We start from the raw sequence: 20,323 nt of genomic DNA on the forward strand, positions 1-20,323 counted from the left end.
TCAGTCCCGGAACCGGAAGCCGCCGGACGCGGCCGAGCCCCCGGCCGCGGCCGAGCCGCCTCCGGGGGACGTCGTGCCGTCGAGGTCGCCGCCCGGGGCCGCCGCGCCGCCCGGCCCCGACGGTGCGAGCACCCCGCCCGTCCCGGTCGGGCCCGTGCCGGCGGCGCCCGGCACGGCCTGCCGGACGGGCTCGTGGGCGGCGGCGGCCTCGTACCAGCCGCGCAGCAGCCCGAGCAGGCGCTCCGAGGCCATCTCGATCGCGTTCCCGGGATCGTGCACGGCCGCGCCGACCAGCCGGTTCAGCGCCGCGTAGTCGGCGGTCCCGCCGGCGCCCACCGCGCGGAGTCCGTCGAGGTAGCGGACGAGGTCGTCGTGCCGGTCGAGCAGGGACGCCCGGGTCCCCGGCGGCGGCGACGCCGGCTTGAACGCGTCCACGTCGCGGCTGAGGTAGACGAGGTCGCGCTCCTCGGAGCCGCCGCTCTCGATGGCGCGCTGGGTGGTCTTCTTGGCCTTGGCCGAGTCGAACAGCGGCCTGCCGTAGATCCGGGCCGCCTCGGTGTTGCACCGCCCCACCAGCTCGCCGAGCTCGGAGGCCAGCCGGCCCCGGGTGGCGGTGGCGCCGTCCGCCGCGCCCCGCCCGAGCTTGGCGAGGACGGCGGCGGCCTCGGCGGGCAGGGGCCCGCCGGACCGGCGCGCGGGCGCGCGGTCGAGCCGGACGGTCCGCGTGATGCCCGCGCCGAGCCCGGAGAAGTACGCCGCGAGGACGTCCAGGCCGCCGATCGCCGTGGGGTCGCCGCCGCCGACGGCGACGAGCTGCTCCAGCAGGTCGTGGTTCGGGTTCAGCACCGGGTTGAGCGCGTAGCCGTTCGCCGCCGCCCACCGCCGGTACAGCTCCGGCGTGCTGATCCCGATCGCGTGCAGCCTGATCCCGGTGTTGGCGTGCAGGTGCGCCATCAGGCTGACCGGCTCCTCGGACGCCCGGACGACCTCGCCCGTGCCCTGGTCGCCGCGCGGTGTCCAGTGGGCGCCGTCGCTGACGAGCACGATGAGCTTCTCGTTGTCGGGGCGGCCGCTGTAGTACAGCAGGTTGGCGGCCTCGTGCAGCGCGTTGCCGATGTCGGTGCCGCGCCCGTCCTGGGCCGCGAGGACGGCGATCGCCGCCCGGAACTCGTTGATCAGCTCCGGCGGGGACGAGCCGTCCAGCTCGACCATGCCGCCGTCGCGGGGGAACCGGGCGGCGGTCCGCTCGGTGAAGTCGACGAGCGCGACCTGGGAGACGCGCCCGTTCACCTTCAGCCGGACCTCCAGCAGGTCGTACAGGGCCTGGCGGAGCGCCTGGGTGCGGCTGATCCGGCCGCCGTGCGCGGCGGGCCGCCCCGGGAGCCGTCCGCCGAAGCTTCCGGCGGGCGCCGCGCCCTCGCCGTACCGCTCGATGTCGTCCACGCCCATCGAGCCGCTGCAGTCGGCGAGGATGACGATGTCCACGCCGCTGCGGACGCCCGCCGCGAACAGCTCCAGCTCGGTGCGCTCGGTGATGCGCGCGACCACGTCGGTGCGGCCGCCGGTGTCGATCGCCCGCACCCGGTACGGGACGTCGTCCACCCACAGGTAGGTCTCGTCCCCGGTGCCGTGCCACAGCACCCGGCCGGGCAGCCCGGCGGCGGCGAGGCCGGACACCACCGCGTCGATGGAGTCCTCGGTGAGCAGCTCGACGCGGAGGCGGGCGGCGTCGACGGGCTCGGCGGCGTCCAGCCGCCAGCGCTTCTCGCCCGCGTCGACGCCGAGGTTCGCGGCGAGGCCGCGGCCCACGGCGAGGGCCCCGTCCGGCACCTGCGGCAGCGGCGACAGCCGGACCGCGGCCCGGCCCGTCGTCTCGTTCTCGACCGTGAGCAGGGCGTGGCCGGCGCCGAGCGACATGGGGACGCCGACCATGTCCAAGCCGATCGGGCCGCCATCGGGCACGAGGACGAGCCGTCCCGACCCGGAGTCCAGCAACGCGCGGCTCATCGGCGTCCGCCTCCCCCTTCGAGCCTGACCTGGAGCCCCAGCTGGTCGCTGTAGGCGATGAGGTGCCGCCGCCCCTTCCCGGCGAATAGGCCGCGCAGTTCCTCGGCCACGTCCACGAAGAGCAGCCCGGGCCGCTGCGCGGTCGCGGCCTTGTACTGGACGAGCCGCAGGCTTGCCGCGATCGGCTCCCCGTACCGCCGGTCGTACTGGCGGACGAGCGCCCGCAGCCGCTCCAGGATGCGCTCGCCCTCGGCTGACGCGGAGTTCTCCGCCGCGACCTGCCGGTTCCAGGCCGCGAGGTGGCGGTCGGCGTCCCTCACCCGCACCTTGGTGCGCTTCAGCTCCGTGTAGAGCCCGGCCAGGCGCGCGTTGATGGCCGGGTAGTCCACGGCGAGCCGGCGGTGGTCGGCGTTGCGGAGGTTGTGTGCGAAGCCCGCGAGGGACGGCGGGCGCATGGCCGGGCGGCGGACGGCCGAGGCCACCACGATCTGGGCGAGCACGTCGTCCGCCGTCATCCCGTGCCGCCCCCGGTGCTGCCGGCACAGCCCGAGCCCGACGCGCTCGCCGCCGTACACCTGCCAGCGGTGCGCGTGGCGGGTGCACGAGCGGCGGCCGCACTGGCGGCCCGTCGCCGTCTCCAGTACGAACTCGCAGGCGACCGTCCCGACGCCCCGGCAGGACGGCTCCTCGCAGACGGGGAAGTGGACGTCGTAGCAGGCGCGGCAGTAGTCGATGTCGGGGTCGCTGGGATGGCCGCGCCGGTGCGCGTCGCACCACGCCGTCCGCCTGCGGCAGCGGTCCCCGGCGCAGCGGAACGTGGCCGGTGCCGGACAGCCCCCGTGGGCGCAGCCGGGCCGGTGCTCGGGGCAGGTGGACGTCAGCGCCCCGGCGAGCACCACGACGTGCTCGTCGCAGATCCGGTCGTCCGCCCCGCCCTGCCGGCATTCCGGGCACACGAACGGCCCGTAGGTGCCGGTGCCCTGGCCCGCGCACACACGGCAGCGGTACCGCAGCCGGGGGCGCTCCCGCACCGCCACGACGTTGAACCGGGTCTCCGGCCGCACCGCGCCCGCGCCGCCCGGCCGCAGCCGCGCGATCTGGATGCCCACGGACCCGTCCGACGGGGTGTCCAGGTAGAAGACGGGGCTCGCGCTCAGGTCCCTGCCCACGAGGGCGGGTTCGAGCTGGTCCCAGAGTGCGCCGAAGTCCTTCGCCTCGGTCACGGTAGGCCGGTAGCCGCGGAGGTCCAGCACGATGTCGATGTCGCCGGTGAGGTTCTCGGTCATCTCCCGCCCTCGCCTCTGTCCTGCCCGGAGACGCCCCTGCCGCGCCCGGCGCCGCCCCGCCCGCCGTCGCCGGCACGACCGGCGCCGCCCCGCCCGCTGCCGCTGCCGCGTCCGGCGCCGCCCTTGCCTCGCCCTGGGCTGCCGCCTTTGCCGCGGCCGGAAGGCGGCTTGCGCCCGCCCCGCGCCGGCGTCGGCGGGGCGCTGAGCGCGGTGCGCCACGACTCCAGGATCAGGCCGATCTTGCCCGGGTGCGACGCGCGCAGCTCGCCGACGACCGAGCCGCCGGACTCCCCGTCGCCGCCGTCGCACAGGCTCTCCAGCAGCTTCGCCTCCAGTGCGGCGGGCCCGCCGCACGCCCACCGGCGCAGCACGTCGTCCGCGCGCCGGAACGGCACCCCCAGCCCGGGCAGGTCGATCATCATGAGCAGCGGGGCCAGCTCGGCCGCGGTGGCGTCGATGTTGCCGATCTCGGCGCGCCGCTCGGTCAGCAGGTCGCGCGCCGCGAGCAGCGCCCGGCGGCGCGGCCGCTCCGCCGGCGGGCCCCCGTCACGTCCCCCGGCCTGCTTGCCCGGTCTGGCGTTGTCGACGCCGAGCGAGGCGCGCATGCCGTCCGCGATCGCGCGGGCCCGGTTCTCCTCCAGCAGCCGCTGCGAGACGTGCCCTTCGCGGCGCCCGTCCCGGACGAGCCGCCGCGCGTGCAGCGCGAGCGCGCACAGCAGGACCGCGTGGGCCCGCGTCGCCGCCAGCGACGCCTGCGCGTCCAGGCACCGGACCAGGACGGTGCGCGTGCCGTCCGGATGCACGACGGGCGCGACGTCCATCTGCTCCAGCCGCGCCAGGCCGCCCCGCCGCAGTTCGGCCCGGACGTGCTCCAGGTGCCGGGGCGACGTCGATGCCAGGTAGCGGGTCGCCAGGTGCTCGGTGGACTCGATGAGCCGACGCGATCCCACCCGGTCGACCGGCACGCCGGTACCGACCACGCCGCGCCCGGACAGCGCGACGAGCACGGGCACGTACCGGCGCAGGACGTTGCACAGGACCTCCTGCTCGGAGGCGTCGAGGACCTCCAGCTCGTGCAGGTCGCCGCCCAGCACCGGCGGGGCGTCCCCCAGCGTCACCGCCGTCGGGAGCAGCCGCCCGCCCGCCGACCGGGCCGCCCCGGCGAGCTGGGCCGTGGCCCGGCCGAGCGCGGCGAACGCCTCGTCCCGGGCGTCCGGGCCGCCCATCCAGGTGAGGGGGCCGCTGAGCAGCAGCAGGCCGGCGGTCCGCTCCTGGGGGGCCACGGTCAGCGGGATCCCGCCGAGGCGCGGCAGGGGGACGGCGGCCAGGGCGCGTCCGATCCGTTCCGGATCCGCCCCCGCCACCACGAGACCCCTGCTCACAGCCTGCCGTGCGGCCCCCACTCGGGTCAGGCTCATCAACACCGGGAAAGCGTAACGACGCTAAGTGCATTAAAGCTACTACTTCCGAAAAACCCGGAAGTCAGCCGATGAGGGTTTCGGATCCGTCTATTTCCGGGCGGGACGGATGGGCTGATTCGGCCATTGTGCTGAAACGCCGGCCGGAGAGGCGGAGGGTCACGGCGCCGCCGAGCACGAGACGGTCCTTGTAACCCAGGAAGACGTCCTTCCCCGGCCGGACCGCCTTCGGTGCCTGGAAACCCGATTCCGTCCGGTACTCCACATCCGTGCCGTTCGTGGCCCCGAGATCGGTGGCGGAAAGACGCCGGTCGGCGCCCATATGCAACAGCAGATGCCGCCGGCTGACCTTCTTCAGCGCGTCGCGGTGGGCGGCCCCGTCCAGCGCGAGGTCGACGCCCTTGAGCGCGGCGCCGCGCCCGACGACCACGGGCTGGCCGGCCTCCAGCGGGAACCGCGTGATCTCGGCGCCGGACGTGCGCTCCTCCACCACGACCTCGAACAGCGGATCGCGCGGCCCGAGGCCGACCAGCGGGCTCCGGCAGGAGGGGCACATGGCGTCCCCGGCCCGGTTCAGGGACGGCCAGACGAGCAGCTGGTCCTGCCAGTGCGCCGCCTGCACGCACTCCTCGTCGGCGCACCTCCACCGGGTCTCCAGGATCCGGCGGTGCCGCGGGTTCCTGAGATCCAGGCGGGCCTGCTTGAGGTCCTTGCCCTCCCGCGCCGCCGAGACCGTCTGCCGGCTGCACGGCCTGATGCCGAGCGGCGCGAACCGGACGGCCCCCTCCTCGGTGCTCCAGCAGTGGAACCGGGAGGGGGTCCGCTCGATCCAAGGGTGCTCGGTCCGGTGGTCGACGTAGTGGTCGCGGGTGATGACGTGCAGGCCGCGGTCCCGCGCCCGCTCCAGGATCAGGGAGTCGGCCACCGGCCGGGTCACCAGCGCCCCGGACCCTGTCAGCCGCCGGAACTCCCGGACGTCGTCGAGGGAGCGCACCAGGGAGTCGTCCGCGACGAGGTCGAAGCGCACGCCGTCCCCGTGCCGCTCGCGCCACGCGGCCATGACCAGTTCCAGCCGGTGCCAGCGCGGGGCGCGCCGCCCGAGTGGCGGCAGGTGCGCCGACCAGCACACGTTCGAGACATCGATAACGGCATCCCAGCGGCCCACCGCGCAACACCCCGGTTCAGTGATCGCCGTTCGGGCGCGTAAAGCGCTCGTGCCGCCGGATTTTATCCGCGGTATCACGACGAGGCCATCCGAAACGGGGCGTTCCCGCGGTGTCAGGCCGGCTGGACTCCGGGCTTCCGGTCTTCGATGACGAAGGACGCTCGGGTGGAGACCGGGGCGCCCGGTCGCGTGACGTAGGGCAGGACGCGGAAGTCGCTGCGCCAGGCGTCGCGGTCGACGTTCACCCTGATGTAGCCGCGCTGGGCGTTGAAGAACCGCATGTGCGGGTTGGCGGCCAGGAACCTGCGGCCGAGGTCGTCCATGTCGGCGCCGTCGCCACCGGAGGTGACGGACGTCGTGACGAACTCGGTCGCGACCGTCGGCGAACCGGGCTCGTCGTAGTCGCGCTTGAGGTCGACCGCGTAGTTCTGGTGCCGGTCGCCGCTGAGCACCACCAGGTTCCGGACGCCGTGCTCGTGCGCGGCGGCGAGCACCTTGTCGCGGTCGGCGACGTAGCCGTCCCACGGGTCGACCCACACGTCCTTGCCGGGGCCCGCGTCCCAGTCGGTCTCCCCCATCGGGACCTGGTTGCCGAGGATCTGCCAGCGGGCCCGCGACCGGGCGAAGCCGTCCAGCAGCCAGCGGCGCTGCTCGTCGCCGAGGATGGTGCGGGCGGCGTCGAAGCGCTCGTCGCAGGAGGAGGTGCGGCCCGTCCCGTTGCCGTACGAGCAGGCCTGGATGTCGCGGTGGCCGCGCGTGTCGATCATCGTGAAGTCGGCGAGCCGGCCGTAGGAGACGCGGCGGTGCAGCCTGATGTCCGGGCCCGCCGGCATCTGGGCGCGGCGCAGCGGCAGGTTCTCGTAGAACGCCTGGAAGGCGGCGGCCTTGCGGGCGGCGAACTCGGCCGGGTCCGGGTTCGGGTCGCGGCCCATGAGGACGGTGTCGTCGGCCCAGTCGTTCACCACCTCGTGGTCGTCGAGGGTGTGGATCCAGGGGCACTGCGCGTGCGCCCGCTGCAGCGGCTGCTCGGCCTTGTAGAGCGAGTACTGGAGGCGGTACCGGGCGAGGTCGAAGGTCTCCGTGCCGAACTGCGGCGGGACGGTCACCCCGCGCCGGTTGTTGTTCGTGAGCTCGTACTCGTAGATGTAGTCGCCGAGGTGGACGATCAGGTCGAAGTCCTCGTCGGCCATGTGGTCGAAGGCCGTGAAGTACCCGTCCTGCCAGGCCTGGCAGGACGCGACGCCGAACGAGAGCTCGCGCGGGAGCGACCTGGCGGCGGGCATGGTGCGGGTGCGGCCGACCGGTGAGATCTCCCCGGCGGCGCGGAAGCGGTAGAAGTACTCGCGGCCGGGGGCGAGGCCGGAGATCTCCGGGTGCACCGAGTGGCCGAGTTCGGGCGCGGCCACGGCCTCGCCGCGCCGGACGATCCGCCGGAACCCCGCGTCGTGCGCGACCTCGTACTCCACCTTGATGCGGCGGTCGGGCATCCCGGCCTTGCCGTCGGCGGCGAACGGGTCGGGGGCCAGCCGGGTCCAGAGCACGAAGCCGTCCGGGGACGGGTCGCCCGATGCGATGCCCAATGTGAAGAGACCAGACTTGCGCAACGTGTAGGCGTGTGCGGCGGACGCGCCGAGCGCGCCGGTGCCGAGCAGCACGGTGGCGGCGCCGGCCCCGCTCCAGCCGAGGAACTTTCGCCGCGAGAACTGGTTGGTGACGTGCGGAGACATGCGGACCTCCTGTGCTCGGGGGCAGAGCGGGGCGGCCCCTCCGCCACGGGGGCGGGCGGGCGCCGCTGGCTGACCGGTGCTGATCATAGGTCGGCGCGCGGGAAAATATAACGTCTTGTTTTGTGAACATCGCAGTGCTAGACGCGAACAAGGTGTTAACAGATCAGCTGTTATCGCATCTGGTCGGAGTGAGCGGGTCAGCGTCCCTTGCGGGTCTGGCGGGTGACGGCCCGGCCCTCGTCCTGGGAGAGGGGGCCCGTGCTCTCGGGCGGCGACGTCCCGAGGGACGTGGCGAGGGTGCGTCCGTGCAGGTCGAGCGCCGCTTCGGTGAGGTCGGTGAGCTCGGCCAGCGCTGAGCGTGCGCGCGTCCAGCCGGTGAGGGCGACGGTGAGCGCGACGACCGCGGCCGGCCACCACCACACCGTCAGCACCGCGTACGGGATCGCCCAGGCGAACGTGACGACGGTCGCGGCGAACTGGCCGTGCGCGGCGGAGATGTCGGCGCGGACGGCGTCGGGCAGGACGAGCCACAGGCGGGGCCAGGCGAACGCCAGATCGAGGGAGTAGCGGTTCTGCGCGACCTGCTCGACGGCCGCGACGCGGTCGCCCATCCAGGTGGGACGTGCCGGCGGGGCGAGGGCGACCCGGTTGGCGCGGTCGGCGGCGGTGTCGATGGCGGCCTGCTGCGCGGGCGTCCGCTCGGCGGCGGGGTGCGCGCGTTGCAGGGCGCGGCGCGTTTCGACGTGCGCGTTCCAGCGGTTCGTCCGTGCTCGGGTGAGCCGGTCGCGCAGGCCGTGCAGCCCGCGCGGCCACTGGCCCAGCCATAGGGCGCGGACGGGTGCGGTGAGCGCCTGGACGACGAGGCCGATCCCGCATGAGGCAAGCAGCAGCCAGACGGCCGTGAGGATCTGCGCTGAAACGGTGAGCTTGCCCTGCTCCGTCCCTAGGGCGGTGACCTGGGCGCGGAGCATGGCGAGGTCGAGCGCGTGCGCCCAGCCGAGCCGGGCCCCGGCCCAGGCGACGCCGACGAACAGCAGGCCGGGCACGGCGAGCAGCCCCACCCAGCGTTCGGCGAGCTTCTTGGCCAGCTCGGTGAAGAAGGCGTTCACGCCGTCACCGCGGGGCCATCGGGAGGCCGGTGACGCGGCAGCGCGGGAACGGGCCGGCGGGCACGCCGTCGGCGATCCGGTCGCAGGCCCCGTCCGGGCAGCCGAAGATCTCCTCGTCGGCCCGTCCGGGCCCGGCGCCGGGGAGGCCGGTGGCGGGCCCGCGCGCCGCGCCGCCCGGGTCGCCGCCGACGAGGTCGGCGAGCAGCGCGCGGACGGGGCGGCGGGCGCGGGCCGCGGCCTCGATGCGGGACAGCAGCAGCCGGTCGGGGTCGTCGGCGCACTGCTCCCGCAGCGCCGGGAGGTCGTCGCAGAGCGCGCCGAGCGCTCGGCGTTCGGCGAATTCGTCGTTCTGGTCGTTCTGTTCGTCCACGGGCGAGAACGCTATCCGCGCCCGGTCGGCCGGTGGCCGTTTCCCGGTATCTTTCCCGGCGTCGCGTACAGGGAAGGTGTGCGTGGTTAGGATCGCGGGCGTGGCCGGCGACGGGTTCTGGAACTTCGCATTGGACGATGGTCATTCTCCGGTGATGCAGTGGGTTCTGCGCGACCACAATCCGATTGAGGGGCCTGTCCATATCCAGGTCGGTGAACTCGGCTCCGGTGGTTGGTATGTGCGCCACCAGGGCTTCGGCGTTCGCGCGTTTCCCGGCAAGGGGGAGGCGTGGCGGGCGGTCCAGGCGCAAATGCGGCGCCACAAGGGGCGGTGGGAGGAGACGGCGGTCGACGCCGAGCCGTTCCGCCGGGTGTGCGGGGACGACGGCTCCCGGGTCATTTATGACACCGGCGGCTCCTGCCTGTACGAATGCTGGGGCGAACTGAAGGACGCCCTCTGGGACGAACTCCACTCCGCGATCAATGCCGGGACGACGCTGCGGCAGACGGAGACGCACGCGCTTCTCGGAGGCTCGATCGAGGTCGCGCGGTACGACGATCCCAAGGACGGCGTGCGGCGGTTCGCCGTCATCGAGAACATGGATCCGGGCGGTGACTACCGGGTCGTCGACTATCCGGACGAGAACACCGCCGTGCGGCGGTACGTGGACATCGTCCGGGCGAACGAGGACCCGGAACTCCCGTACCGCGACACCGATCTCGACGGCGTCGACTTCGAGGCGCCGATCGAGGGCCGTCCCGAGATGCCCGCGGGCCTCAGCGCCCTTCCGGACGGGTCGGTCATCGCCAGTGCCGACGCCGACGAGTGGCGTTACGTCTACGGCCGGCCCCGGTCCGAGTGGGCGCCGACGCCGGACGGGCCGGCACCGTCCGGCCCGGTCCGCGCCGCCACGGGGAAGGCGCGGGACTGGGCGCCCGCGCGGGTGGACGTCCGCGACGTCACGCCGCCCGCCTGGCCGGACGCCGCCGGCGGGCCGGGCCCGAACGCGCTGGCCCTCGCCGTCCTGCCCGACGGCCGGACCGTGCTCGCGTCCGCGCACGACGACGCGGCCCGCCTGTGGAACCTCCGCGACGGCGCGGCGGCGCGCACGTTCTCCGGCCACACCGAGTGGGTGCTGGACGTCGCGCTGGCCGTGACCGGTGACGGCACCGCCGTCCTGGCGACCGCCGGAAAGGACCGCCTCGTCCGGGTCTGGTCGGCGCAGGACGGCGCCGCCCTCCAGGAGATCGGCGACCACCGGGGCGCGGTCAACGCGGTGGCGTGGGCGTGCCCGCCGGGCCAGGTCCCCTCGCTGGTCTCCGGGAGCGACGACGGGACGGTCCGGGTGTGGTCGGCGGAGTACGCCCGCGAGCGGGCCTGCTTCACGGTCGGGCCGCCCGGCGTCGAGATCGTCTGGTCGGTCGCGGCGGCGGTGCTGGCGGACGGGCACACCCGCGTCGCCGCCGCGTCGGACGGCCCGGTGCGCCCGGCCGTCCACGTGTGGGACGCCGACACGGGCGCGAAGACGCACGAGTTCCCGCTGGAGTCGCGGGCGATGTCGGCCACGCCGAAGGTGGCGCTCGCCACGCTGGAGGACGGCTCCTTCCGGGTCGCGGCCGCCTCCGGATCGGCGGTGCACGTCTGGGACGGCCTCACCGGCGAACTCCTGCGCACCTTCCCCGTCGACCCGGCCGGCTCCGCCGACGTCGCCCTCGGCGTCCTGCCGGACCTGCGGGTCGTGGCCGCAGCGACGAGCGGGCCGCTGACGCTGGCGTGGGAGGTCGAGTCGGGCACGGAACTGGTGCGGCTCGACCACGGCGCGAGCGGCCTGTACCAGCCGGTCGAGTTGGTGGCGCGTCCCGGCGACGGGCTGGTGCTGGCGGCGGCTCGCCAGAACGACCATCCGGCACGCGCCCTGCTGCTGAACCTGCACTGGTAGCGGGCGGGCTTCCACGATGCCGCTGGACGATCTGTCCGCCAAGCTCGCAGACCTCCTGGCGGAGTACGAGGCGACCGGGGACCGGGCGTTGCCGCTCGGCGCGGAGGCCGCCGAGTACGCCGAGGGGCTGTGGCAGAACGTCCGCGCCGTCGACACGGCGACGGCGTCGCCGGTGCTCATCGACGCGTACGCGCAGGCGAGCGTCCTGCTGGCGCGGCTGCACTACGAGCGGCACCGCCTTCGCGGGGGAGCGCCGGGGGACGTCGATCTCGCGCGGGCCGTGGTCGCGCTCGCGCCCGTCGCCGCCGACCGCCGCCGGGTCCCGCCGCCGATGCGTCCGCTGCTCGGCCGGGCGTCCGACGACGAAGTCCAGGCTGCTGCGGCGCATGCCATGCTGCGCTCCCCCTCGGGGGATCCGGTGCTGATCGATGCCGCGATCGCCCTCATGACCCCCGCGGCGGCGCGCAGGCCCGCTGACGTCTCGCGGCAGGTGGCGCTCTGCACGGCGCTCCGCCTCCGCCATGAGCGGGACGGCTCACCGGACGATCTGGACAAGGCCGTCACCGCCGGGGAAAAGGCCGTGGCAGGCCACCCCGAAACAGCGGTGGCATGGGAGGCCCTCGCAGCCGCCTACCGATGCCGGTACAGGCTGCGCGGAGACCCCGAAGACCTCCGGCGGAGCATCCGCCTGCTCGAACGCGTCGCGCAGGACGACGGCGGGCCGCACGTCCTCGCCGATCTCGGTACCGCCCACCGGCTCCTGTTCGAGCACAGCGACGACTCCGGGCATCTCAACACCGCCGTGCGCCTCTGCGAGAGCGCCCTCACCGCAGCCGGGGAGGACGCCGCCCGTCCGGCATGGCGTTCCGAGCTGAGCGCGGTGCTGCTGCGCAGGCACGAGCGGACCGGGTCGCGCGCCGACCTGGACCGGGCCGCCGACCTGGCCGAACAGGTCGCCGCGTCCGCGCCCGAAGACGACCCCGACCGGGGCGTCTACCTGGCGGACGCCGCCACCGCCGTGCTGCGCAGGCAGCGCCGCACCGGCGACCCGGACGAACTCGACCGTGCGGTCGTCCTCGCCGGGGACGCCCTCGAAACGCTCCCCGAGGACGACCGGCGCCGCCCGATCGTCCTGCGGAGCCTCGCCGACGCGCTGCACCGCCGCTCGATCGCGACCGGCTCACTCGACGACCTGAACCGCGCCGCCACGGTCGCGGGCTGGGCACTGGCCGCCGTCCCGGCCGGGCATCCGGCGCGCGGCCCGGCCGCCGCGCACGTCGCCGCCGTCCACCTGACCCGGTACACGCGGACCGGCGTGCTCACCGACATCGCACGGGCGGTCGAAGCCGGAGAGGAGAGCCTGGCCTCGCCCGGAAGCCTTCCGGCACGGTGGTCGATGCTCGGCGAGGCCTACCGGCTCCGCTCCGGCACCATCGCCTCGGACGACGACCTCCAGCGCGCGATCGACCTCGGCCAGCGGGCGGTCGGCGCCACGGCCGCCGACGACTTCGCGCTGGCCGGCCGGCTCGCCCGGCTCGCCGCCGCGTACTGGACCCGGTACCAGGGCAGTGGAGACACCAGGGCCCTCGACCGGGCGATCATCCTCGGCGGCCGGGCCGTCGCCCGGACGCCCGCCGACGACGCCGAACTCCCGCGCCGGTGGGCCGATCTGGCGGCGGCTCGCCTGGCCCGGTACCGCGCCGGCGGCTCCCCCGGCGACCTCGCCGCCGCCGTCGACCTCGCCGAACGCGCCTGGAACGGCCTGCCGCCAGGCCACCCCGACCGGCCACAGGCGGCGGCCGGGCTGTGCCGCGCGTACCAGGCCAGGGTGGAGCGCGGCGGCGACGCTCCGCCCGTGGAGCGGATCCACGACCTCGCCGGGCTGGACGACGAGCAGCCGACCGCGTCCCCGGCCGACCGGGTCGCGGCCCGGCATGCGGCGGGCCTGCTCGCCCAGGCTTCCGGGGCCGGCCGCCAAGCGGTGGAGTTGCTGGACGCCGCCGCCGCGCTGCTGCCGTCCGTCGCGCCGCGCGAGGCCGGATGGGCCGACCAGCAGCACCGGATCGGCGCCCACGCGGGCCTGGTCGCCGCGGGCGTCGCCGCGCACTGCGGCCGCGGCGACCCGGCGGGCGCCGTCGAGTTCGCCGAGCTGGGCCGGGGCGTGCTGCTGGCCGCGCAGGCGGGCACCCGGGCGGGGGCGGCCGACCTCCACGACCGCGACGCTCGGCTCGCCGACCGGTTCCAGTGGGTGTGCGAGCGGCTCGCCACCCCCGGTTTCGGCGTGGACGAGCGCCGCCGCTGGTGGCACGACCACGACACGCTGCTGGGCCGGATCCGCGCCCTGCCCGGGCTGGAGCGCTTCCAGGCGGCGCCGCGCCTGGACGACCTGCGCGCCGCCGCAGCCGGAGGCACCGTCGTCCTGGTCAACGCGGGCCCGGAGGGTGGTGACGCCGTCCTCGTCACGGCCGACCGTCCGTCCGTCCGCGTCCCGCTGCCGGAACTCCGGGACGCCGCCGTGGCCGAGCAGGTCACCGTGCTGCTCGCGGCGCTGTCCGGCGGAGGGTCGCTGAGCCGGATGATGGTGCGGCGGCGGACCGTCCGCGGCGTCCTGGCCTGGCTGTGGCGGACGGCCGTCGGCCCCGTCGCGGACGCCCTCGGCCCGCCCCGGCCGGGACCGCACCGCGTCTGGTGGCTGCCGACCGGCGCGCTGGGGCTGCTGCCGCTGCACGCCGCCGAGGTGCCGGGGGAGGCCGGCGCGCTCGACGTCATGGTCTCGTCCTTCGTCCCATCGCTGCGGGCACTGAGGGACGCCCGCAACCGCCCGCCCGCCACCCGCCGGGAACCGCTGACGGTCGTGCTGGAGCAGACCCCCGGCCATGCCGACCTGCCCGGAGCGGCGGCGGAGGCGTCCCTCCTCGGCGGGGCGATGCTGACGGGTCCGGGCGCCACCGCCGCGAACGTCCTCACGGCCCTCGACAGCGCCACGTGGGCGCACTTCGCCTGCCACGCGGTCGCGAACCCCGTCTCACCGGCGGTCGGCGGCCTGCTCCTGCACGACCGGACGCTGACGCTCCCCGAGATCGGCGGCCTACGGCCGGCGGAGGCGGAGCTGGCGTACCTGTCGGCCTGCTCGACCGCCGACCACGGCGTCCGCTACGCCGACGAGGTGCTGCACTTGGCGTCGGCCTTCCAGCTCGCCGGGTTCCGGCATGTCGTGGCCAGCCTCTGGCCCGTCGACGACGCTGCCGCCGCCGAAGCCGCCACCGCCTTCTACGCGGCGCTGCCGGAGGTGCCGTCCGCCGACGCCGCCGCGTCCGCCCTCCGCGAGGTCACCCTCGGAATGCGCGCCCGTCACCATAGCGACCCCGCCCTCTGGGCGCCCCTCGTCCACAGTGGCCCCTGACGCCGGGGGGCGGGGCCGCGCGGCGGCGGGGTCGGTAGAGTCGGTAGGTCGATCGACCGGTGCGAAAGGGAGCTGATGGCGGGTTCGGAGAGCGGGTATCAGGCGCGCTGGGAGGAGCACAACTCCGCGCGCCAGCTGATGATCCTGCGCGCCGCCGTCGACCTCCTGGAGGAGTCCCCGCCCGGCACGCACATCCCGGTACAGAAGATCGCGAAGCGGGCCGGGCTCGCGAAGTCGGTCGTGTACCGGCGGTTCGCCGACCGCGACGACCTCGACCGCCGGATCAGGTCCTACCTGGTGGACGACTTCGCGAGCGCGATGGCGGCCGAGCTCGACGTCTCGCACGGCTCGGTCGAGGAGATCCTCCGCAGGTCCGTCGACACGGTCGCGGGCTGGATGTCGGAGCATCCCCGCCTGCACGACTTCATGCGGCAGGGGCCGACGCACGACGACGACGCGGGCGGCGACGCGGTCAGCAGCCTCCGGGGCCGGATCGCGGTCCGGGCGCACGAGGTCATCGCCGCGTTCCTGGCGTCGTTCGACCTGGACGACGGCGGCCTGGAGTCGCTCCCGCTGGCCATCGTGACGATGGTCGAGGGCATGCTGACGCAGTGGGTGCGCGAACCGGCCCCGCGCAGGCCGCGCGCGGAGATCGTGGCCGAACTCGCCACCTACGCGTGGTTCATGCTGGACGGTGCCGCCCGGTCGCTGGGCCTCGTCATCGACCCCGCGGCGGAACTCCGGACGGTCGTCGAGCGGATGACCGGCACGGGACCGGGCGGCGGCGCGGGAGCGGCGAGCGGCGCGGGGGCGGTCAGCGGCGTCACGGCGTGAGCGCGGGGCGCCGGTCCCGGCGCGCCTCCGGATCGGCGAGGACGCCCGCGTTGAAGTCGTCCACCAGCGCCCGCACGGTCTCCTGCGCGCACGACTTGTTCGTGCCGATGAAACCGGTCGGGCCGCGCTTGATCCAGCCCGCGACGAACGTGCCCGGCACGGCCCGGCCGGTCGCCGGGTCGAGGACGCGGCCGTGCTCGTTCGGCACGGTGCCGGTCGCGTCGTCGAACGGCAGGTCCGGGACGGGCAGGCCCCGGTAGCCGATCGCGGTCAGCACCAGCCCGGCGTCCACGGTCTCCGTCCGGCCGGTCGGCTCGACGCCGTTCTCGGTGAGCGCGTTGCGTCCGAACTCGACGCCCTCGGCACGGTCGTCGCCGAGGATCCGGAGCGGGGAGAGCAGGTAGCGCAGCTCGATCCGGCGCGGCGCGGACGGGTCCGGGGCGAGGCCGCGCAGCACGTCGAGCTTGGGGCCGGCGGCGCTCTCGGGGCCGAGGTCGTCCGGCGGGACGGTGAGGCCGACGCCGGGCGTCGAGCGGAGGCCGATCAGCTCGGGCAGGGTGAACGCCGACTGCGCGGGTCCGCGCCTGCCGACGACCACGACCTCCTCGACGGCGCTGCGGCGCAGGGCGTCCAGCGCGGCGGGGGAGATGTCGGTGCCGGCGAGGGACGCCGGGTCGACGGTGAGGATCCGGGCGACGTCCAGCGCGACGTTGCCGTTGCCGATCACCACGGCGCGGGGGTGCGACAGGTCGAACGTCCGGTCGGCGAAGTCAGGGTGGCCGTTGTACCAGGCGACGAACTCGGTGGCGGACGCCGTGCCGGGCAGCCCGGCCCCGGGGACGTCGAGCCGCCGGTCCGTCGAGGCGCCGACCGCGTAGACGACCGCGTGGTGGTGGGCGAGGAGGTCGCCGTGCGTCACGTCCTTGCCGACCTCGACGCCGAGGTGCAGGTCGAGGCCGTCCTGCGCGCGGATGGCGTCGAACTGACCGGCCACCTTGCGGGTGCGGCGGTGGTCGGGCGCGACGCCCGTCCGCGCCAGGCCGTAGGGCATCGGGAGCCGCTCGAACATCGAGACCCGCGCGCCGGGGACGGTCAGCACCTCGTCGGCCGCGTACATCGCGGCCGGTCCGGAGCCGACGACGGCGACCCGCAGGGGCGCGGGCCGGCCCCGGACCCGCAGCGGCGGCACCACCGGGGCGAGCAGCGGCCGGGACCGCGGGGCGTCGTAGAACGCGGAGTTGACCGAGAGGAAGTCCTGCTCGTCCTCGGTGAGCTTCGTGTGCGGCTTGATCGCGTCCACCGGGCACGCCGACACGCACGCGCCGCAGTCGACGCAGGCGGCCGGGTCGATGTAGAGCATCTCCGCGGTCGCGAAGTCCGGTTCGTCCGGTGTCGGGTGGATGCAGTTGACCGGGCAGGTGTAGACGCAGGACGCGTCGCCGCAGCACGACTGCGTGACGACGTGCGGCATCAGGCGAGCCCGCGCGCTTCGCGGTGCGGCTCGCCCCGGTACCGCGACGGCTTCCCGTCGATGTGCAGCGCCTTCCACAGCCGCTTGGCGGCCGGCGTCATCAGCCCGAGGTCGGCGGCGAGCTTGCGCATGTCGCCGAAGTACCCGGAAAGGATCGCGCGCGAGTGCGGGCCGCGCCAGAACGCCTCCCGGTACACCTCGCGCGGGATGCCGAACTGCTTGGCGAACGAGCGCGGCGGCGTCATGATCTCCCCGGCCAGCCAGCGCATCGCGAGGGGGAACACCAGCGCGCACAGCGCCCGGTTCACCGGGTTCATCCGCGGGACGTGCACCCGGAGGAATTCGCCGGCGAACGAGATGTGCCGCGCCTCCTCGGCGATGTGGATCTCCATCGTGCGCAGCATCGCGGGCGGGATGCTCTCGCCCGACCGGATGAGCGCCTTCTGGTAGTGGTCGATGGGCTCCTCGCCCCCGAGGATCCCGATGAACAGGACCACGTGCCGGTAGCCGCCCGCCACGCCGATCAGCGGCGACAGCCGCCGGAACCACGGCCGCATCCCGGGCACGTCCACGCCGATCCGGTTGACGAGCTCCTGGAACATCTGGATGTGGTTGCACTCCTCGGTCATCTCGTGGAGGCAGTAGCGGAACTCGGCCGACCCGTTGGGCAGCTTCATGATGTACTGCATCATTCCGCGGATCAGGATGCTCTCGAACGCCGCTCCGACCTTGATCGAGTTGGCCATCCGCCACTTCCCGATCTCGATCTGGCGCTCCAGCGGCAGCTCCTGGTACCAGCGCGTCGCGCCCAGCGGGTCGATCTCCGGTGACAGCACCCAGCGGGGGTCGTCCGGGTCGAGGGCGAACTCGGGGGCGTCCCAGTCGATGTCGAGGAAGGGGTCGAAGCGCCGGTGCACCGACCCTTCGGAGAGCGTCCGCAGCAGGTCGAGGTACTCCTGGTCGAACGTGTCGGCTCCGGTGGTCTTGGGCCCGGTGTGGGTGGGCAGCGTCATCGAGACCTCCTCGTCGTGGCGGATCCCGTCTCGCCCGCGGCACGGCCGGTGCCGCGGGCCCGGCTCTGCCCCGGAATTTACTGAGACGCTGTGTCCCATGCAAGGTGTCGGGCACGGATGAGCCCGACGTCACGTCCGCGCGGCGACCCGCTCCCCGGGCGCCCGGCCGACCCGAGTGCCGGACGCGGCGCGCGTCCCCACGGCGTGCGGCGGTAGAGCGCGCTCGGCGCAGAGAAGGATGACCGCGCCAGCCGGGACCATCAGCGCCAGGACGGTCCACAGCTGCCACGGCCCCGCCTCCAGCAGGAACCCCAGAAGCAGGGGCGCGACCGTCCGGCAGAGCGACCACGACGACTGGTAGACCGACAGGTACCGTCCGCGCAGATGGTCGGGGGCGGCCTGGACGGACAGGCCCTGCGCGGGCACGGAGTGGATGAGTTCGCCGGCCGTGTAGAGCACCGCGATCGCGAGGACGGCGGCGATGGCGTACGCGCCGCCGACCAGCTGCGGGACGAGCGCGAAGGCGGCGAAGGACAGCCCGAACACGGCAGCGCCGAGCGCCGCGGTGCGCGTGCGCCTGCCCCGCATCGTCAGCCGCGCGATCGGCACGCCGAGCGCGGCCACCAGGACGGTGTTCAGCGCGAACACGCCGCCCGCCATGGCGTCGGGCAGGCCGACGTCGCGCGTCAGGAAGACCGGCAGCGCCATCGCCTGGGTCGTGTAGCCGAAGGCGATCAGGAAGTTGGCGGCGGCGATGAGCAGGTAGGGCCGGTCGGCGAGCACCTGCCGGTACCCCTGGCGTTCCTCCCGCCGCCGTCCGCCACCTCCGCGGACGGCCGGGATCCGGGCCACGAGCACGGCGGCGAGGAGGAACAGCGAGGCCAGGACCATCGCGGCGGTGAGGAACCCGCCGTTGCCGTTGAACGCCAGCAGGCCGGCCGCCGCCAGGCTGCCCACGCCCATCCCGCCGTTGCGCAGGCTGCGGTCCCAGGCCAGCAGCCGGTCGCGCTCCGCGCCCTGAGCGATCTCGCCGATGAACGCGTGCTGGCTCGGTGTGGACGTCCACATCCCCACCGCGACCACCACCGCGACCCCGAGGAAGGAGAGGTAGGTGTCGGCGAACGGGTAGGCGGCGAAGCCCAGCGCGCGCAGCACCAGCGCGATCATGACCACGCGTTTGGCGCCGAGCCGGTCGATGAGAGCGCCCGCGACCGGCATGAACGCCAGCGCGCACAGCCCGGCGAGGCTCAGGCCGGCGCCGATTGCCGTCAGCGACAACCCCGTCAGCGCGTGGACGAACAGCATCGTCAGCGGGACGTAGATGCCGTCGCCGACCGACCCGACGAGGGCGGCGGCGTAGAGGCGGCGGCGCGTGGACGCTCCGGATTCAGCTGAAGTCGAGTGCACCGCGGGCCCGCTTCAACTCGGCGAACGCGTCCATCTCGGCCAACGTCTTCAGGGACCGGAACAGCCGCACGGCCTCCTCGCCCTTCGGGGTGGCGCTCAGGACGGGCCCGAAGAAGGTCGCGCCGTTCAGGGTGACGAGGGGCGTGCCGCCCTCCTCGCCCAAGGCGTCCTGCGCGGCCTGGTGCCTGGCCCGTAGAGGCTCGTCGAATTTGTCAGTAGAGGCGGCTTCGGCCAGGGACGCGGGCAGGCCCAACTCGTCCAACGCTTCGGCGATGACCGCGCTGTAGTCCTTGTTGCGCTGCACATGGATGCGGTTGCCGAGCGCCGTGTACAGCTCCCGCAGGATGCCGGTGCCGTGCTGGAGTTCGGCGGCCGTGCAGACCCGGGCGGGCCCCCAGGCGCGGTCGTTGAACTCGCGGTACCAGGGCTCGATGTCGCGGTGCTCGTTCAGCACCGACAGGCTCATGATCCGGAAGCTCAGGTCGATCGGCTCCAGCCGCTCGACGTCGAGCAGCCACCGGGAGGTGAGCCAGGCGAACGGGCAGGCGGCGTCGAAGTAGCAGACGACCTGCGCGGACGCCGGCGAGACGAGATTACCTTCCATGGAAGCTAATATAACTTCCGTGGAAGATACAATCAACGCCATGCAGCCCGACGCCACCGCCGCCATGGTCGACCAGTGGAACCGCGAACGCCCGGATCTCGACGCGACCCCGATGCTGGTCGTCGGCCGCCTCTTCCGGCTCACCGACGAGGCCGACCAGCGGCTCCGCCCGCTCTTCGCCGCCGCCGACCTCGGCAACGGCGACTTCGACGTCCTCGCGGCGCTGCGCCGCTCCGGCCCGCCCCACGCCCTGTCGGCGGGCGAGCTCAGCCGCACCGTCCTGGTCACGACCGGCGCCATCACCAAGCGGGTCGACCGGCTGGAGACCCGCGGCCTGGTGAGCAGAACCGTCGCCGAGAACGACTCGCGCGGACGCCTCGTCACCCTCACCGCCGAAGGCATCGCCCTCACCGACGAGCTGATCGCCGCCCACCTGGACAACCAGCGCCGCCTGCTCGCCGGGCTCACCGAGCCGGAACGGGAGCAGCTCGCGACCCTCCTCCACCGGCTCGCCGCGACACTCGACTGCTGATCGCCCCAAGGTCGGCAACGGGCGGCAAAGTCCTCGAA

15 protein-coding genes are annotated in these 20,323 nt (G+C 74.5%); 4 read left to right on the forward strand and 11 right to left on the reverse strand.

Annotation, left to right across the window (positions count from 1 at the left end; all coding sequences use genetic code 11):
* The 7 genes from HUT06_RS04105 to HUT06_RS04135 all read right to left on the reverse strand — a co-directional run bounded on the left by HUT06_RS04105 (position 1) and on the right by HUT06_RS04135 (position 9,082).
* A complete protein-coding gene (locus HUT06_RS04105) occupies positions 1-2,007 on the reverse strand; it encodes a vWA domain-containing protein (RefSeq protein WP_176194475.1) in 2,007 nt (668 codons plus the stop codon).
* Complete coding sequence (locus tag HUT06_RS04110; protein ID WP_176194476.1) at positions 2,004-3,293, reverse strand: hypothetical protein; 1,290 nt, start codon at positions 3,291-3,293, stop codon at positions 2,004-2,006. The genes HUT06_RS04105 and HUT06_RS04110 overlap by 4 nt, the downstream gene beginning before the upstream one ends.
* Positions 3,290-4,657, reverse strand: a complete 1,368-nt coding sequence (locus HUT06_RS04115; RefSeq protein WP_176193777.1) for a hypothetical protein — start codon at positions 4,655-4,657, stop codon at positions 3,290-3,292. Before HUT06_RS04115 ends, HUT06_RS04110 begins: the two co-directional genes overlap by 4 nt.
* Positions 4,658-4,775: 118 nt before the next feature.
* Entirely contained in the window at positions 4,776-5,876 is a 1,101-nt protein-coding gene (locus HUT06_RS04120) for an FHA domain-containing protein (RefSeq protein ID WP_176194477.1), read from the reverse strand.
* 113 nt (positions 5,877-5,989) lie between these two features.
* On the reverse strand, positions 5,990-7,603 hold the full coding sequence (locus HUT06_RS04125) for an alkaline phosphatase (protein WP_176194478.1): 1,614 nt from the start codon (positions 7,601-7,603) through the stop codon (positions 5,990-5,992).
* Between the two features lie 197 nt (positions 7,604-7,800).
* Positions 7,801-8,712 carry a hypothetical protein gene (locus tag HUT06_RS04130; protein ID WP_176194479.1) on the reverse strand — a complete coding sequence of 304 codons (912 nt, stop codon included), beginning with the start codon at positions 8,710-8,712 and terminating at the stop codon, positions 7,801-7,803.
* A 4-nt stretch (positions 8,713-8,716) separates the two neighbouring features.
* On the reverse strand, positions 8,717-9,082 hold the full coding sequence (locus HUT06_RS04135; protein ID WP_176194480.1) for a hypothetical protein: 366 nt from the start codon (positions 9,080-9,082) through the stop codon (positions 8,717-8,719).
* Positions 9,083-9,392: 310 nt separating this feature from the next.
* On the opposite strand from HUT06_RS04135, the gene HUT06_RS04140 reads away from it, so the two are divergent.
* The 3 genes from HUT06_RS04140 (at position 9,393) to HUT06_RS04150 (ending at position 15,258) form a co-directional block, all read left to right on the forward strand.
* The gene (locus HUT06_RS04140) at positions 9,393-11,021 is read left to right on the forward strand and encodes a WD40 repeat domain-containing protein (protein WP_217711186.1); all 1,629 of its coding nucleotides are present in this window, start codon (positions 9,393-9,395) and stop codon (positions 11,019-11,021) included.
* A gap of 16 nt (positions 11,022-11,037) precedes the next feature.
* Positions 11,038-14,424, forward strand: coding sequence for a CHAT domain-containing protein (locus HUT06_RS04145; RefSeq protein WP_176194482.1), 3,387 nt, complete (start codon positions 11,038-11,040; stop codon positions 14,422-14,424).
* 75 nt (positions 14,425-14,499) lie between these two features.
* Positions 14,500-15,258, forward strand: coding sequence for a TetR family transcriptional regulator (locus HUT06_RS04150; RefSeq protein WP_176194483.1), 759 nt, complete (start codon positions 14,500-14,502; stop codon positions 15,256-15,258).
* On the opposite strand, the gene HUT06_RS04155 is transcribed toward HUT06_RS04150, so the two are convergent.
* The 4 genes from HUT06_RS04155 to HUT06_RS04170 form a co-directional block, all read right to left on the reverse strand.
* Positions 15,248-16,729, reverse strand: a complete 1,482-nt coding sequence (locus HUT06_RS04155) for an FAD-dependent oxidoreductase (RefSeq protein WP_176194484.1) — start codon at positions 16,727-16,729, stop codon at positions 15,248-15,250. The genes HUT06_RS04150 and HUT06_RS04155 overlap by 11 nt on opposite strands.
* Positions 16,729-17,742, reverse strand: a complete 1,014-nt coding sequence (locus tag HUT06_RS04160; protein WP_217711187.1) for a diiron oxygenase — start codon at positions 17,740-17,742, stop codon at positions 16,729-16,731. Before HUT06_RS04160 ends, HUT06_RS04155 begins: the two co-directional genes overlap by 1 nt.
* Before the next feature lie 129 nt (positions 17,743-17,871).
* Positions 17,872-19,149, reverse strand: a complete 1,278-nt coding sequence (locus HUT06_RS04165; RefSeq protein WP_176194485.1) for an MFS transporter — start codon at positions 19,147-19,149, stop codon at positions 17,872-17,874.
* Entirely contained in the window at positions 19,130-19,753 is a 624-nt protein-coding gene (locus HUT06_RS04170; RefSeq protein ID WP_176194486.1) for a DsbA family protein, read from the reverse strand. Before HUT06_RS04170 ends, HUT06_RS04165 begins: the two co-directional genes overlap by 20 nt.
* A 19-nt stretch (positions 19,754-19,772) precedes the next feature.
* On the opposite strand from HUT06_RS04170, the gene HUT06_RS04175 reads away from it, so the two are divergent.
* The gene (locus HUT06_RS04175; RefSeq protein WP_254714971.1) at positions 19,773-20,285 is read left to right on the forward strand and encodes a MarR family winged helix-turn-helix transcriptional regulator; all 513 of its coding nucleotides are present in this window, start codon (positions 19,773-19,775) and stop codon (positions 20,283-20,285) included.
* The last annotated feature ends 38 nt before the right edge of the window (positions 20,286-20,323 follow it).

Source organism: Actinomadura sp. NAK00032 (assembly GCF_013364275.1).
Lineage (GTDB): Bacteria > Actinomycetota > Actinomycetes > Streptosporangiales > Streptosporangiaceae > Spirillospora.

Bases quoted from the DNA above. Each gene is read 5' to 3' on its own strand.
- HUT06_RS04105 (WP_176194475.1), bottom strand. From the start codon at position 2,007: ATGAGCCGCGCGTTGCTGGACTCCGGGTCGGGACGGCTCGTCCTCGTG.
- HUT06_RS04110 (WP_176194476.1), bottom strand. From the start codon at position 3,293: ATGACCGAGAACCTCACCGGCGACATCGACATCGTGCTGGACCTCCGC.
- HUT06_RS04125 (WP_176194478.1), bottom strand. From the start codon at position 7,603: ATGTCTCCGCACGTCACCAACCAGTTCTCGCGGCGAAAGTTCCTCGGC.
- HUT06_RS04140 (WP_217711186.1), top strand. From the start codon at position 9,393: ATGCGGCGCCACAAGGGGCGGTGGGAGGAGACGGCGGTCGACGCCGAG.
- HUT06_RS04145 (WP_176194482.1), top strand. From the start codon at position 11,038: ATGCCGCTGGACGATCTGTCCGCCAAGCTCGCAGACCTCCTGGCGGAG.
- HUT06_RS04150 (WP_176194483.1), top strand. From the start codon at position 14,500: ATGGCGGGTTCGGAGAGCGGGTATCAGGCGCGCTGGGAGGAGCACAAC.
- HUT06_RS04155 (WP_176194484.1), bottom strand. From the start codon at position 16,729: ATGCCGCACGTCGTCACGCAGTCGTGCTGCGGCGACGCGTCCTGCGTC.
- HUT06_RS04160 (WP_217711187.1), bottom strand. From the start codon at position 17,742: ATGACGCTGCCCACCCACACCGGGCCCAAGACCACCGGAGCCGACACG.
- HUT06_RS04170 (WP_176194486.1), bottom strand. From the start codon at position 19,753: ATGGAAGGTAATCTCGTCTCGCCGGCGTCCGCGCAGGTCGTCTGCTAC.